Annotated in this window: 14 protein-coding genes; 11 read left to right on the forward strand and 3 right to left on the reverse strand. The window is 67.9% G+C overall.

Features of this window, described 5'->3' with window-relative positions:
* Positions 1 to 31 precede the first annotated feature (31 nt).
* The gene (ftsH, locus tag CLG96_RS01020) at positions 32 to 1981 is read left to right on the forward strand and encodes an ATP-dependent zinc metalloprotease FtsH (protein WP_107966003.1); all 1950 of its coding nucleotides are present in this window, start codon (positions 32 to 34) and stop codon (positions 1979 to 1981) included.
* Positions 1982 to 2345: 364 nt separating this feature from the next.
* Here the strand turns inward: ftsH and CLG96_RS01025 are convergent, their stop codons facing one another.
* Positions 2346 to 3455 (reverse strand): DUF3667 domain-containing protein, encoded by a 1110-nt coding sequence (locus tag CLG96_RS01025; RefSeq protein ID WP_165799472.1) that lies wholly within the window; start codon positions 3453 to 3455, stop codon positions 2346 to 2348.
* 107 nt (positions 3456 to 3562) lie between these two features.
* Between CLG96_RS01025 and CLG96_RS01030 the strand changes: the two genes are divergently transcribed.
* The 10 genes from CLG96_RS01030 (at position 3563) to CLG96_RS01075 (ending at position 11051) form a co-directional block, all read left to right on the forward strand.
* Positions 3563 to 4816, forward strand: coding sequence for a glutamate-5-semialdehyde dehydrogenase (locus tag CLG96_RS01030; protein ID WP_107966005.1), 1254 nt, complete (start codon positions 3563 to 3565; stop codon positions 4814 to 4816).
* Between the two features lie 49 nt (positions 4817 to 4865).
* Positions 4866 to 5498, forward strand: coding sequence for a nicotinate-nucleotide adenylyltransferase (locus tag CLG96_RS01035; protein ID WP_107966006.1), 633 nt, complete (start codon positions 4866 to 4868; stop codon positions 5496 to 5498).
* Between the two features lie 8 nt (positions 5499 to 5506).
* The gene (rsfS, locus tag CLG96_RS01040; RefSeq protein ID WP_207796525.1) at positions 5507 to 5911 is read left to right on the forward strand and encodes a ribosome silencing factor; all 405 of its coding nucleotides are present in this window, start codon (positions 5507 to 5509) and stop codon (positions 5909 to 5911) included.
* Positions 5912 to 5915: 4 nt separating this feature from the next.
* Positions 5916 to 6338 carry a 23S rRNA (pseudouridine(1915)-N(3))-methyltransferase RlmH gene (locus tag CLG96_RS01045; RefSeq protein ID WP_107966007.1) on the forward strand — a complete coding sequence of 141 codons (423 nt, stop codon included), beginning with the start codon at positions 5916 to 5918 and terminating at the stop codon, positions 6336 to 6338.
* A 6-nt stretch (positions 6339 to 6344) separates the two neighbouring features.
* Positions 6345 to 7556, forward strand: a complete 1212-nt coding sequence (locus CLG96_RS01050) for a murein hydrolase activator EnvC family protein (RefSeq protein ID WP_243395554.1) — start codon at positions 6345 to 6347, stop codon at positions 7554 to 7556.
* Between the two features lie 101 nt (positions 7557 to 7657).
* The gene (locus CLG96_RS01055; protein WP_107966008.1) at positions 7658 to 9013 is read left to right on the forward strand and encodes a S41 family peptidase; all 1356 of its coding nucleotides are present in this window, start codon (positions 7658 to 7660) and stop codon (positions 9011 to 9013) included.
* Positions 9014 to 9104: 91 nt separating this feature from the next.
* On the forward strand, positions 9105 to 9581 hold the full coding sequence (locus tag CLG96_RS01060; RefSeq protein WP_107966009.1) for a disulfide bond formation protein B: 477 nt from the start codon (positions 9105 to 9107) through the stop codon (positions 9579 to 9581).
* Positions 9560 to 10117, forward strand: a complete 558-nt coding sequence (locus tag CLG96_RS01065) for a demethoxyubiquinone hydroxylase family protein (protein ID WP_107966010.1) — start codon at positions 9560 to 9562, stop codon at positions 10115 to 10117. The genes CLG96_RS01060 and CLG96_RS01065 overlap by 22 nt, the downstream gene beginning before the upstream one ends.
* 47 nt (positions 10118 to 10164) lie before the next feature.
* Entirely contained in the window at positions 10165 to 10560 is a 396-nt protein-coding gene (locus CLG96_RS01070; RefSeq protein ID WP_107966011.1) for a hypothetical protein, read from the forward strand.
* A gap of 62 nt (positions 10561 to 10622) precedes the next feature.
* Positions 10623 to 11051, forward strand: a complete 429-nt coding sequence (locus CLG96_RS01075; protein WP_243395555.1) for a hypothetical protein — start codon at positions 10623 to 10625, stop codon at positions 11049 to 11051.
* Between the two features lie 28 nt (positions 11052 to 11079).
* Here the strand turns inward: CLG96_RS01075 and CLG96_RS01080 are convergent, their stop codons facing one another.
* Both CLG96_RS01080 and CLG96_RS01085 read right to left on the reverse strand, forming a co-directional pair.
* On the reverse strand, positions 11080 to 12021 hold the full coding sequence (locus CLG96_RS01080) for a transglutaminase family protein (protein WP_107966012.1): 942 nt from the start codon (positions 12019 to 12021) through the stop codon (positions 11080 to 11082).
* Entirely contained in the window at positions 12018 to 14522 is a 2505-nt protein-coding gene (locus tag CLG96_RS01085) for a circularly permuted type 2 ATP-grasp protein (RefSeq protein WP_423828185.1), read from the reverse strand. The genes CLG96_RS01080 and CLG96_RS01085 overlap by 4 nt, the downstream gene beginning before the upstream one ends.
* Positions 14523 to 14560 lie beyond the last annotated feature (38 nt).

The following is a 14560-nucleotide window of genomic DNA, read 5'->3' on the forward strand; positions in this document are numbered from 1 at the left end:
TCTATGCGGGGTTAGGAAGGCTGGAGTGCGCATGAACGACGAGAAGGAACCGCAGGGCACGACCCCCTGGATGAAGAGCCTCGCAATCTGGCTCGGCATACTTCTGGCGCTCGTCCTGTTCGTGTCGATGTTCGACAGCAGCACGCGCGCCGCCGCAGGCGAGACGGTCGCTTATTCGGAATTTCTCGGCCATGTCGAGGAAGGCACCGTCAAGGAAGTCGATATCGGCGACGGGGTCGTCACCGGCAAATATACCAATGGCAGCGCGTTCCGCGCCTATGCGCCGGCCGATCCGACGCTGGTCCAGCGTCTTGCCGACAAGAATGTCGTCTTCCGTGCGCAGCCGGACGAGCAGCCCTCGGTCTGGATGTATCTGCTCTATCAGTCGCTGCCCTTCCTCTTCATCCTGGGCATCGGCTTCTTCGTGATGCGCCAGATGCAGAAGAATGCGGGCTCGGGCGCGATGGGCTTCGGCAAGTCACGCGCGCGGATGCTGACGCAGAAGGAAGGCCGCGTCACCTTCGATGACGTCGCCGGCATCGACGAGGCGCGCGAGGAGCTGCAGGAAATCGTCGATTTCCTGAAGGATCCGAGCAAATTCGCCCGGTTGGGCGGCAAGATCCCGAAAGGCGCGCTGCTCGTCGGCTCGCCGGGCACGGGCAAGACTTTGCTCGCCCGCGCCATTGCGGGCGAGGCGAACGTGCCCTTCTTCACCATTTCGGGCTCGGACTTCGTCGAGATGTTCGTCGGCGTCGGTGCCAGCCGTGTCCGCGACATGTTCGAGCAGGCGAAGAAGAACGCACCCTGCATCGTCTTCATCGACGAGATCGACGCGGTCGGCCGCCATCGCGGCGCGGGCCTCGGCAATGGCAATGACGAGCGCGAGCAGACGCTCAACCAGCTTCTGGTCGAGATGGACGGCTTCGAGGCCAATGAGGGCATCATCATCGTCGCGGCGACCAACCGCCCCGACGTGCTCGATCCCGCGCTGCTCCGCCCGGGCCGCTTCGATCGTCAGGTCGTCGTGCCCCGTCCGGACATTGAGGGCCGCGAGAAGATCCTGCTCGTCCACATGAAGAAGACGCCGCTCGCCCCCGACGTCAATGCGCGCACCATCGCGCGGGGCACGCCCGGCTTCTCGGGCGCGGATCTCGCAAACCTCGTCAACGAGGCGGCGCTGCTCGCGGCCCGCAAGGGCAAGCGGCTGGTGGCCATGCGCGAGTTCGAGGAGGCCAAGGACAAGGTCATGATGGGCGCCGAGCGCAAGTCCATGGTCATGACCGAAGACGAAAAGAAGGCGACCGCCTATCATGAGGCCGGCCATGCCCTCGTCTCGCTGCACGTCCCCGGCTGCGATCCACTCCACAAGGTGACGATCATTCCGCGCGGCCGCGCGCTGGGCGTGACCTGGAACCTGCCCGAGCGCGACCGCTATTCGATGACGATGAAGCAGATGAAGGCCCGGCTCGCGCTCTGCTTCGGCGGCCGCATCGCCGAGCAGATCATCTATGGCGCGGACGAGCTCAACACGGGCGCTTCCAACGACATCCAGCAGGCCACCGACATGGCCCGTGCGATGGTGATGGAATATGGCATGTCCGAAAAGCTCGGCTGGCTGCGCTATCGCGACAATCAGGAAGAGGTGTTCCTCGGCCATAGCGTCTCGCGCAACCAGAGCGTGTCGGAAGAGACGGCGCGGCTGATCGATCAGGAGGTCCGCCGCCTGGTCGAGGAAGGCGAGGCAACCGCACGCAAGGTGCTGACCGAGCATCTGGACGAGTTGCACCGCCTTGCCACCGCGCTGCTCGAATATGAGACGCTGACCGGCGAGGAATCCAAGCGCGCGATCAAGGGCGAGGATATCGGCCGCGATGACGGCGTATCGCGCCCCAGCACCCCGCTCGCCGCGGGCGGCTCCTCGATCCCAAAGAGCAAGCGTCCCGGCGGCGGCTGGGGTGACCCGGCACCGCAAGGCGCCTGAGGCCAGAGGGAAAGAAAGGGGCGGCGGACGACCAAGCGTCCGCCGCCCTTCTTCTTTCAGACTCAAATTGAATCGTCGCCCCTGCGGAGGCAGGGGCCCATGTCTCTCCACGAACATTGTTACCGGAGAAGAGATAGGCATCCTCTACGGGGCATCCGCATACTCCCTATCGTCATGCCGAACTTGTTTCGGCATCCACTCCTCATCCGCACCGTTGCGCGGGTTAGGGGTGGACCCTGAAACAAGTTCAGGGGGACGACGGGCTCATGCAAAGGTCCGTCTGCGCAGGGATGACGAGAATGTTCAGCCGCCCGCAATCTCGCCCTGGAGACAGGCGGATCAGCCCCTGCCCCCGGCGAGGCCCTCAATCGCCGGAGCCCAGATAGAGCAGCCACATCAGGAACAGGCTGCTCGTAATGGAAACGACCATCAGCAAAGCGAAGGTCCGCCAGGTCGCGCCGAAGCGGCCGAGCCCATAGCCATATTTCAACTGCTTATACATGTGGATCGGGGGCACGATCATCGCCGCCAGCGTCACCCAGTTCGCTGACACACCCAGCGCCAGGGCAATGCTCAGCGCGACGACGAATAGGCTCATGAAGGAGAGCGAGTAGGTCGCGAAGACGGCATGGTCGTAAAAGCCCACATCGCGGCGGAAGGCGAAGAGCAGCCAGATGAAGGGCAGCGAAATGGGGATCAGCGCCCAGCTATATTTATAGCCCGAGCTCTTCATCTTGTAGAGCATCAGCTCCGGATTCTTGCTCGCATGCTCGACCTTGCGCTCGAGCCAGTTCTTGCCGTCGGAGCTGTCCAGATCCAGGTCGATCTTGGGCACGGAGCCGACCGATAGCGCTTTCTGCGCCATTTCGAGCTGCGCGATATCCTTGCGCGTCTTGGCCAGCTTGGTATCGATCGATGCGACCTTCCCACCCTCCTGAACCGCCTCCGCGCGCGCTTCTTCCAGTTCGGAAAGCTTCTCCCGCTCCTCTTTCAACTCGTCGGCGATCTGTGTTTCCGCCTGATTCAGCCCTAAGGCACCGCCGGCCGTGGCATGTTTCCCGGACGACCAGAGTGGCAGGTTGGACACCACCGCGAACATCAGGAAGACGGAGAAGAGGAACAAGGCCATTGGCGACACGAACCGGACGCGCTGGCCCTGCACATAGCGCCGCGTGAGCTCGCCTGGCCTGAAGGCGAGCAACGGCAGCGTGTGCCAGATCCTGCCTTCGAAATGGAACACGCCATGGGCGATGTCATGGATCAGCGCGTGCAGATTGCGGTGCAGATGCCCCGTCTGCCCGCAGGAATGGCAATAAGAGCCGACCCGCACCGTCCCGCAATTGGCGCAGGCCCCGCCCGCGCCCTCCCCCTCATGGCCATGCGCCGCAGCGTCACCCCTGCCGAGCCTGTCGATCTCGCGCGCGGCCAGCCCGCCGGAGACGACCGCCCCGACCTCTTCAATCCCTTCGCCCATCGCCCCCATTCCCTGACCATACCATTCAGTACGCCATAACCTGCCCGATGCGCCGCCATGCGTCGAGCCCGTTCCCGCGCGGCCCCACCCGTGCTAACGGCGCGGGCATGACCGACGCAGCCGCACTGATCGCCGAAATGGGCCTGCGCGCCCGCAACGCCGCCAGCCTGCTGGCGCGGACGCCGAGCACCGACAAGGCGGCGGCACTCCGCGCCGCCGCCGCTACGATCCGCGCGCGATCGGCCGATATCCTCGCCGCCAATGCGCAGGATATGGCACGCGGCGCGGCGAACGGCCTCTCGCCCGCCATGCTCGATCGGCTGAAGCTCGATCCCGCCCGGCTGGAGGGGATCGCCGCCGGACTGGAATCGGTGGCGGCGCTGCCCGATCCGGTCGGCGAGACGATCGACGAGATCGAGCGGCCCAACGGGCTGGTGCTGCGCCGCGTGCGCGTGCCGCTCGGCGTGGTCGGCATCATCTATGAAAGCCGGCCCAATGTGACGGCGGATGCGGGCGCGCTCAGCCTGATGTCCGGTAATGCCGCCATTTTGCGCGGCGGATCGGAAGCGATCGAGAGCAGCCGCGCGATCCATGCCGCCCTGATCGAGGGACTGCGTGCGGCCGGGCTGCCTGAAGATGCGATCCAGCTTGTCCCCACCACCGATCGCGCGGCGGTCGGCGCGATGCTGAAGGCGGCAGGCCTGATCGACATCATCGTGCCGCGCGGCGGCAAGTCGCTCGTCGCCCGCGTGCAGGAGGAAGCGCGCGTGCCGGTACTCGCCCATCTCGACGGCATCAACCATGTCTATGTCGATGCCGCCGCCGATCCGGACAAGGCGGTGGCGATCGCGCTCAACGCCAAGATGCGGCGCACGGGCGTGTGCGGCGCGATGGAGACGCTGCTGATCGACCGCGCCTATCCCGATCCCGCGCCCATCCTCGCCGGGCTGGCCGAAGCACGCTGCGAGCTGCGCGGCACGGCCGAGATCCGCACGATCGAGCCCCGCGCGCTTCCCGCCGACGAGGAGGATTGGGACACCGAATATCTCGACGGCATCTGCTCGGTGGCGCTGGTCGACGGTGTGGAAGATGCGATGGCGCATATCGCGCGCCACGGATCGCACCATACCGACTCGATCGTGACCGAGGACAGCGCGACCGCCGAGCGTTTCCTGGCGGAAGTCGATTCGGCGATCGTGATGTGGAACGCTTCCACCCAATTCGCCGATGGCGGCGAATTCGGCCTGGGCGCGGAGATCGGCATCTCCACCGGCCGTCTCCACGCCCGCGGCCCGGTCGCGCTCGAAGGGCTTACCACCTATAAATGGCAAGTGCGCGGCACGGGCCAGACGCGTCCTTGAGTCAGACGCGGGTGAAATGCGGCGATGCCGGCCGAGCAAGATCGGCCGGATGAAACCCACCGGGCTTCTCGGCGGGTCGTTCAACCCTGCCCATCGCGGCCATCGCCGGATCAGCCTGTTCGCGATCGACGCGCTGGGGCTGGAGGAGCTGTGGTGGCTCGTCTCGCCCGGCAATCCGCTCAAGGCCGATGCGGACGACATGGCGCCGCTTTCCGCCCGGCTCGCCTCGGCCAATCGCATGGCGCGCAACGCGCCAATCCGGCCGACCGCGATCGAGCAGCGGCTCGGCACGCGCTACACGGTCGATACGCTCGCCCGGCTCGTCCGCCGCTATCCCGATCGCCGCTTCATCTGGCTGATGGGGGCCGACAATCTGGCGCAATTCCATCGCTGGAGGGAGTGGCGGCGGATCGCGCGCACCGTGCCGATTGCGGTGATCGCCAGACCCGGCTATGATAAGGCTGCCCGCGCCACCAGGGCGATGGGCTGGCTGCGGCATGTCGTCCGGCCGTCAAGCCAGGCGCGAAACTGGACGACGTGGAGTCCGCCGGCGCTCGTGCTATTGCGCTTCCGCCTCGATCCGAATTCCGCGACACGGGCGAGGGCCCGCGATCCAGAATGGCATTCATCGTTCGCCAATAAGGCCTTGCGCGATCGCGTCTCGCGCAGGCCAGTGCTTTAGGAGGTTTCTTGCGCGCGCAAAGTATTGCCAAGCCGACCGCACAGACCGATCCGGTCGAAGCGTTGCATCGGCTCGTGCTTTCGTCGCTCGACGACGATCAAGCCGTCGAGACCGTCACCATCCCGCTTGCCGGCAAATCCAGCATCGCCGATCATATGGTGATCGCCAGCGGCCGTTCGACCCGCCAGGTAGCCTCCATGGCGACCAAGTTGGTCGAGCGGATCAAGGCCGAAACCGGCCGCACCGCGCGGATCGAGGGCCTGCCCACCGCCGATTGGGTGCTGATCGATGCCGGCGACGTGATCGTCCATCTGTTCCGTCCCGAGGTGCGCAGCTTCTACAATCTGGAGCGGATGTGGGCCTTTGGCGAGGCACCCCCGGGCGAGGCCGCGCCGGCCGCCGGAAACGCCTGACCCCTTGCTGCTGCACATCGTCGCCCGCGGCCGCATCGGCCGCGGACCCGAGGCGGAGCTGGTCGATCGCTATATGAAGCGCATCGCCTGGCCGACCCGAATCAGCGAATTGCCCGATCGCGGCGGGCGCATACCGCCGCGCGAACCCGGCACCATCCTCGTCATGCTCGATGAAAAGGGCGCGCAGCTCAGTTCTGCCGCCTTCGCGACCAAGCTCGGCCGCTGGCGCGACGACGGGCGGCGCGAGGCGCGCTTCCTGATCGGCGCGGCCGACGGCTTCGACGATGCCGATCGGGCGGAGGCGGACCTGCTGCTCGCCTTCGGTGCCGCCACCTGGCCACATCTCCTCGCCCGCGCGATGCTCGCCGAGCAATTGTGGCGGGCGACGAGCATCCTCGCCAACCATCCCTATCATCGCGAGGGCTGATCCCCGGTGCAGCCCCGGCCTTCGCCGCTCGCCACGCTGCTGATCGCCCTAGCCGTCATCGGAGCCGCCGGCGGCGCGGCATTCGCCCAGACGGCGCGCGACGAGGCCCAGGCGCTGGCCGATGCCCGCCGCCGCGCGGCGGAAGCGATCCATCGCGCGCACGCGCTCGAGGATCAGGCGGTCCGCGCGCTGGATGCCGCCGCCCGCGCCCGCGCGGAGGCCGCCGCCGTCGCGCTGCGCATCCAGACAGCCGAGGCGGACATCGCCACCGCGAGCGCCCGGCTCGCCCGGATCGAGCGGCTGCGCGCGCGCCAGCAGGCGCGGATCGCGGAGAAGCAGCAGCCGATCACCCGGCTCGCCGCCGCGCTCCAGATCCTCACCCGCCGCCCGCCGGCGGCCGCCATCGCCCAGCCGGGATCGCTGCGCGACATGGTTCATGTCCGCGCGCTGCTCTCCTCGGGCCTGCCCGTGATCGCCGAACGCACCGCCAGCCTGCGCGCGGAATTGGCCGCGATCGAACGGCTCCGTCGCCAGGCCGGACAGGCCCTGACCGAGCTGCACACCGCGCGCGAGACGCTTCAGGCGGAACGCATCCGGCTCGCCCGGCTCGAGGGTGCGGAGCGCGACCGTTCCGCCCGCCTCTCCGATTCGGCGATGTTCGAGCAGGAACGCGCCATGGGCCTGGGCGAGAAAGCGCGCGACATAGCGGTTCTGATGGAGGAGCTGGAGGCACAGGCGGTGATCCGCGAACGGCTCGCCACCCTACCCGGCCCGCTGCTCCGGCCGCGCTCGCCCGGGGGCGCACCCGCGCCTGCGGCCGATGCACCTCCGCCCGTCCGCTCCGATCGGCCCCCACCCTATCGCCTGCCAGTGGTGGGCAGGCTCGTCTCCGGCCTGGGCGAGAGTGACGAGAGTGGCCTGCACACCCGCGGGCTGACGCTCGCGACCGCCGCCGGTGCGCAGGTCGTCTCCCCCACCTGGGGCCGCATCTCCTATGCCGGCGCCTTTCGCGGCTATGGCAATATCGTGATCATCGATCATGGCGGCGGCTGGACGACGCTCATCACCGATCTCGCGACCATCATGGTACGCGTCGGCGATGTGGTGGTGCGCGGCAGCCCGGTCGGGCGCGCCGGCCCCGGCCGGCCGACCGTGACGGTGGAGCTCAGGCGCGGCGGCGTGCCGGTGGACATCGCCCGGCTGGCCGGCATCGGCTGATGCGCGCGGCCATCCGCCTGGACCCCGCATCGCCGCCATGCTTTGCAAGCCGCATAAATGATGTAGACTGTTTTGATTATCGCAGGAAAGACCGCTGATCCATGGCGAAGACCCTTTTGCGCACCGCCGGCCTCATCGCCGCCGTCGCCCTCGTGCCCGCCGTCTCCGCATCCCTCGCCCAGAGCGACGTGCAGACCTATCGCGAGCTCGACCAGTTCATGAGCGTGTTCGAGCGGGTGCGCGGCGAATATGTCGACAAGGTGGATGACAAGACGCTCATCAAGGGCGCGATCGATGGCATGCTCGCCAGCCTCGATCCGCACAGCTCCTATCTCGACGCGCGCGACTTCGACAATCTGAAGACGCAGACCGACGGCAATTATGGCGGCCTGGGCCTCACCGTCCAGCTCGAGGACGGGGCGGTCAAGATCGTCTCGCCGACCGAGGACACGCCCGCCTATCGCGCGGGCCTGAAGGCCGGGGACTTCATCACCCATCTCGACGGCAATCTGATCTATGGCGGCTCGCTCGACGAATCGGTCGACAAGATGCGCGGCCGGCCGGGCACGCAGATCCGCCTGACGGTCGTGCGGCCGGGCCGCGACAAGCCGTTCGACGTGACGCTCACTCGCGAGATCATCCAGCTCCGGCCGGTGAAGTGGGAGATCAAGGACCGGGTCGGCATCGTCAACATCAACGCCTTCAACCGGCAGACGGGCGATGCGGTGCGCTCGGCGCTCGTCTCGATCGACAAGGCGCTCGGCGGCAAGCCGCTCGGCTATATCGTCGATCTGCGCGCCAATCCGGGCGGGCTGCTCGATCAGGCGATCGACGTGTCGGACAGCTTCCTGGAACGCGGCGAGGTCGTTTCGCAGCGCGGCCGCGAGAAGGCGGATATCGAACGCTATTATGCCAAGCCCGGCGACTTCGCCCATGGCCTGCCGATCGTCGTGCTGGTCGATGCGGGCTCCGCCTCGGCGGCCGAAATCGTCGCCGGCGCGCTGCAGGACCATCATCGCGCGCTGGTGATGGGCGAACGCAGCTTCGGCAAGGGATCGGTGCAGACGTTGCTGCCGCTGACCGAGCAGACCGCGCTGCGGCTCACCACCGCGCGCTATTACACGCCGTCCGGCCGGTCGGTGCAGGAAGGCGGGATCGAGCCCGACATCGCCGTGCCGCAGCTCAGCGATCCGGACTACAAATCCCGCCCGCGGCTGCGCGAGGCCGACCTGCGCCGCCATCTGATCAACGAAGTGAAGGTCGACGATCGCGTGCTGGAGGATGACGGCAAGCCCGATCCCCGCTTCGCCGCGACCGCGGATACGCTCAAGAAGCAGGGCATCGAGGATTTCCAGCTCGATTATGCCGTCAAGACCATCTCCCGGCTGAGCACGCCCGCCGTGCTGGCCGCACTCGGCAATACGGCCAGGCCGGCCGCGCAGAAGCGGCTGCGCTGACCTCGCATCCGGTCCGCACCCCTTTTCTCCCTTCCGATCGCCTCCCCTTCCGGGGAGGCGATGACATGAGTTTCAGGTTATTTCCCTCCGCATGACCAATCTCGCCAAGGCCCGTCTGCTCGCCCTGATCCTGCCCACAGCGCTGCTCGCCGGCGCGCTGGGATCGCAATATCTGGGCGGCCTCTATCCATGCGAGATGTGCCATTGGCAGCGCTGGCCGCATTATGCCGCGGTGGCGGTGGCGCTGGTTGCGATCCTGGCCCGGAACAGCGCGCTCAGCCGCCCGCTTACGCTGCTCGCCGCGCTGCTGATCCTCGGAAGCGGGGCGACCGGCATCTTCCATGCCGGCGTCGAATATGGCTGGTGGGAAGGGCTCACCCGCTGCGCCTCCGCCGGCGTCGGCGGATCGACGGCGGACGTGCTGGCGGAGATCATGGCCACGCCGATGATCCGCTGCGATGCGGTGCAATGGTCGCTGTTCGGCATTTCGCTCGCCGGCTGGAACGCCCTGTTCTCGATCCTCGGCGGATCGGCTATCGTAGCCCTATGTCTGAAGCGTCCCCGCTGAGCGCGCCGCCCGCGCCCCACCTGTCCGATCATGCCCGCGCATCGATGCTGCGCGTCGATCAGGCGGGGGAATTCGGCGCCACCCGCATCTATGCCGGCCAGCTTGCCGTCATGGGCAATCGCCATCCCGATAGCCGCACCATCGCCCGCATGGCGGCGCAGGAGGAGCGGCATCGCGCGATTTTCGACCGGATGATCGCCGAACGGCACGTGCGGCCCACCTTGCTCGCGCCCGTCTGGAACGTCGCCGGCTTCGCGCTGGGTGCCGCCACCGCGCTGATCGGCCCGAAGGCGGCGATGGCCTGCACCGCCGCGATCGAGACGGAGATCGACCGCCATTATGGCGAGCAGCTCGACGCGCTGGGGGACAGCGATCCCGAGCTGGCCGACCGGATCACCGAATTCCGCGCCGAGGAGCAGGAGCATCGCGATGCCGCGCTGGCAAGCGGCGCGGAGGAGGCGCCGGCCTATCCGCTGCTCGCCGGCGCGATCCGGCTGGGCTGCCGCATCGCCATCGGCCTGTCGCGACGGATATGACCCTTCCGTAATGCGTTGCTCATATAATCTATGATAAGGTGGCGCGCATGAAGAAGGCTGTCATCCTCGCCGGTCCGCTGCTGGCGGCGTTTTTCGCCGCCCTGCCCTCCGCCCCCGCAACGGCGCAGCGCGTCGACAATGTGCTCACCATCTATGGCAATGATCCTTGTCCGACGAGCAATGGCGAGGAGATCGTCGTCTGCAAGCGGCTCGATGAGCGCGAGCGCTATCGCATCCCCGAGGAGCTTCGCGGCAGCCTCCCTTCGCCCGGCAATGAGCGATGGGCGGACCGCGCCAAGAGCCTGGAATATGTCGGCGCATCGGGCACGGGCAGTTGCACGGCCAACGGCAATGGCGGCTGGACGGGTTGCTGGAGCCGGCTGATGAAGCAGGCGCGCGACGAGCGGAAGCAGGCTGCCGCCAGCGAGCGCGAGGCCCCCTGATCCGGTTCATCCGCCGCGCATCCCGGAACGCGTCCGGCTCCGGCGGGTTGAGACGATCGAGGATGATGAAGATACGAAGCATATTGTTCGGCGCGGCGATGGGCCTGGTGCTGCTGGCAGCGCCCGCGCCTGCACAGGAACCGGACGTCGTCTCGGCCCAGCCGCCCGAACGGGTCCGGACGCTCCTCGTCTATGGCGACGATCCCTGCCCCCAGAGCACCGCGGAGGAAATCGTCGTCTGTGCACGCCAGCCGGAACGTGAGCGCTACCGCGTACCCGAGCGCTTCCGTGACCGGCCCCGTGGGCCGGCGGCGGTCCGCGAAAGCTGGGCGAACACGGTGCGCGAGCTGGAATATGTCGGGCGGGCAGGCACGCCCAATAGCTGCTCGGTCGTGGGCTCGGGCGGCCAGACCGGCTGCCTCGCCCGCTTCCTGACCCAGGCCCGCGCCGAGCGCGAGGCAGCGCGGCGCGAAGCCGCCGACATCCCTTGATCAACCGGCCCCGATCAGCCGGTCCCGATCAGTCGGACAATATGGCTTCCGCCTCCTCCACCGGCTCGACATCCACCGACACGTCGATCTTCTGCCCGTCGCGGCCGAGGAAGATGCCGTCGATCGGCGCCACATCCGCATAGTCGCGGCCGACGGCAGTGATGATATGGTCCCGTCCCATCGCGCAGCCATTGGTGGGATCGAAGCCGATCCAGCCGCGCGCCGGCCCGCACCAGATCAGCACCCAGGCATGGGTCGCGTCCGCCCCCACCAGCCGCGGCATGCCCGGCGGCGGCAGGGTGCGCAGATAGCCGGAGACATAGGCCGCCGGCAGGCCCGCCGCGCGCAGGCCTGAAATCATGATCTGCGCGAAATCCTGGCACACGCCATGGCGGTTGGCGAAGGCTTCGGCCGGGCTCGTGTCCGTCTCCGTGGCATTGCCGTCATAGCGGAATTCGGCGCGGATCGCCTGCGTCAGCGCGAGCCCAGCCTCGAATATGCCGCGCGACGGTGCAAGCTCCGTCGCGCACCATTCGGCAATTTCGCGGAACAGCGCGATATGCGGCGAGGCGAAGATATAATTGGCCGGCGACAGCGCGGACAGGTCAGCCGAGGCTCGGGCAAGAGCGCAAATCTCCGCCACGGTCGGATCTTCGGGCAGCGCCATCGGCATCGGCCGATCGACGCGCATGCGCATGCGGCTCTCGATCACGATCTCGCTCGCCGGCTGGTCGATGCCGATACGCGTCATATTGGCGAGATAGCCCGCGCCCGAACGCGGCACGATGATCTCCGCTGCGGGCGTCACTTCCAGCGCATAATCCTCCAGCACCTGCCCCGGCCAATCGACCGGCCGCAGCCGCAGGTTGCAGCGCGCGAAGCGGACGGGATGGACATAGCGGAAATGCGTGCGATGGCGGATCTTATAGAATCCGGACGGCGCCTCCGGGCAGGATGGAGGGCGGGTCATGCCAGCGTCATCCCGGCAGCGCGGATCGTCTCGCCGCCCTGGAGGAAGAAGCGCGCGCCGACCGCTTCGGACAGGAGGAACAGCCGTTTCTCGATCGCCAGCACCGCGTCGGGGCCCAGCGATTCGGCGCGCGCGGTCACGATCGCCGCGCGCAGCTCGGTCGCCAGCATTTCGGGCTCCTCGGCCATGCCGTCATCGCGCAGATTGGGCAGCACGCGCAGATGCTCCAATATGCGCTCCACCTGCCAGCCCATGCTGCGCGGATTATAGGGATCGAGTGCGATCAGGTCGCGCACCGGCACGAGCGCGAGGCCGGTATGATAGCGCGCCCGATAGCTGATCTGGCTGTCGGAAAGCTCGAGCAAGGTGGTGAGATCATCGGCCGACGCCTCATTATGCGCAAAATTGCGCAACAGCCGGCAGACCTGCACCGCGCGCTCCACCCGGCGGCCGAGATCGTGGAAGCGCCAGCCTGCCGTCCGCGCCATATTCTCCGCCGCCAGGCCGGAAAGCGCCGAGAAACGTTCCTGCAGCGCCGCCGCGCGGGCGATCATCGCGCCCGGATCCTCGTCGCCCGCAGGCGGCAGCGGCGCGTCGATCAGGCGCCACACATCCGCCGAAATACGATCGCGCGTTCCCTCGGCAATGGCATGGACGGTGGCGAAGATGGTCCGCACACTGCCGATGCCGGGCCCGTCGAGCGCGGCAGCGGCAAGCTCGGGCACATGCTGGCCGCGCGTGGCTTCATCCTCCCCCGGCACGTTCGGCGCAGCGCCGCTCGTGACGAGCAATCCCGCCAACCGCTGCACCGTGGCGGGCACCAGCGCCGCGCCGCTATCCACGTCGATCGTGCTGCCCAGTGTTGCGCGGATCAGGCGAAGCACGCTCTCGCCACGCTCTAGATAGCGGCCGAGCCAGTAGAGATTGTCCGCCGCCCGGCTCGGCAAGGTACCCGGATTGCGGCGGATCGGGATATGGGTGGGCAGCAGCGACACCTGCTCGACCGGCTCCAGCCCGACGATGCAGACATCCGCCGAAAAGGCGCCCTCGCCGATCGGGCTGGCGCGCGAATCGGACGTATCGGCCAGCCGCGCGAATCCGCCGGGCATCACCGTCCATCGCCCTTCCCCGTCACGGACCGCAAAGGCGCGCAACGTGAAGGTCCGCGCGACGAGCTGACCATCGGCGACCGCCGGCATGGTGGACAGGCGCACCACCTCCTGCCCGACATAATCGAGCGGCCGGGCAGCGATCGCGGCGAGCAGCCGCTCCCGCGCCGGCTCCGAAAGCGTGGAGCCCAGCACCGCGCGCCCATCGGGCAGGCCAAGCGGCGCATCGGGGAAGGCCGGCGCCAGCAGCAGCCGATCGAAATCCGCCTCCACCTGCTCGCGCGGCCAATCCTGCCCACACCACCAGGTGGCGATATTGGGCAGGCGCAGATCCTCGCCCAGCATCCGCCGGGCGAGCGCGGGCAGGAACGCCGCCATGCCGGCCGATTCGATTACGCCCGATCCCGGCGCATTGGCGATCACCGCATTGCCCGCGACCATCGCATCCATCAGGCCAGGCACGCCGATCTGCGATCCGGCGTCGAAGGCGAGCGGATCGATGAAGCGCGAATCCATCCGCCGCCACAGCGCGTCGATGCGCTTCAGCCCCTCGATCGTGCGGACATAGAGCTTGTCCTCGCGCACCGCGAGATCGGCGCCCTCCACCAGCAGCAGGCCGAGATAGCGCGCGAGATGCGCCTGCTCGGCATAGCTGGGATTGTAGCGGCCGGGCGTCAGCAGGCCGATGCGCGGCTCGGCGCGGCGGCAGACGGCGGACAGGCCCTCGCGGAAGGCGGAGAAGAAGGGAGCGAGACGATGGACGTTGATCCGCGTCTGAAGCGTGCCCATCACCCGGCTCGCCGCCAGCCGGTTCTCCAGCGCATAGCCGGCCCCGGCAGGCGCGCGGACATGATCGGCCAGCACACGCCATTCGCCGTCCGGCCCGCGGCCGAGATCGACCGCATAGATATGCAGGCGATGGCCGCCGGGCGGCGGCACGCCGATCATCTGGCGCCAGAAATGGCGGTTGCCCGTCACCAATGCGGCCGGCAGGCGACCGCTGGTGACGAGCGACTGCTCGCCATAAATATCGTCCAGAACGCGTTCGAGCAGGTCGGCGCGCTGGGCGACCCCGTCCGCCAGCGTCCGCCATTCATCCTCGCCGATCAGCAGCGGCAATGCGGAAAGCGGCCAGGGGCGCTCCTCGCTCTCGCCCGGCAGGCGGAAGGCGGTGCCGAGTTCGGCCACCTGACGCGAGATGCGATCCTGCAGCCGCTGGAGATGCCCCTCGGTGAGCGTCGCCACGCCATCGAACAGATAATGCCACCAGCGCGCGCCACGGCCCACATCGCCGCGAACGATATCGCCTTCGCTCGCGCGCGCGACATAGCTGTTGAGCCAGCCTTGCCCCCATGTCGGCATGCCCGGAAGCTGCGCCATATTCTCCACCATGGCCAGCGCCATACTCCGTCCCGTCACCGCTGCGAAGG

Origin of the sequence: Sphingomonas oleivorans (assembly GCF_003050615.1) — a bacterium.
Taxonomy (GTDB): domain Bacteria; phylum Pseudomonadota; class Alphaproteobacteria; order Sphingomonadales; family Sphingomonadaceae; genus Sphingomonas_H; species Sphingomonas_H oleivorans.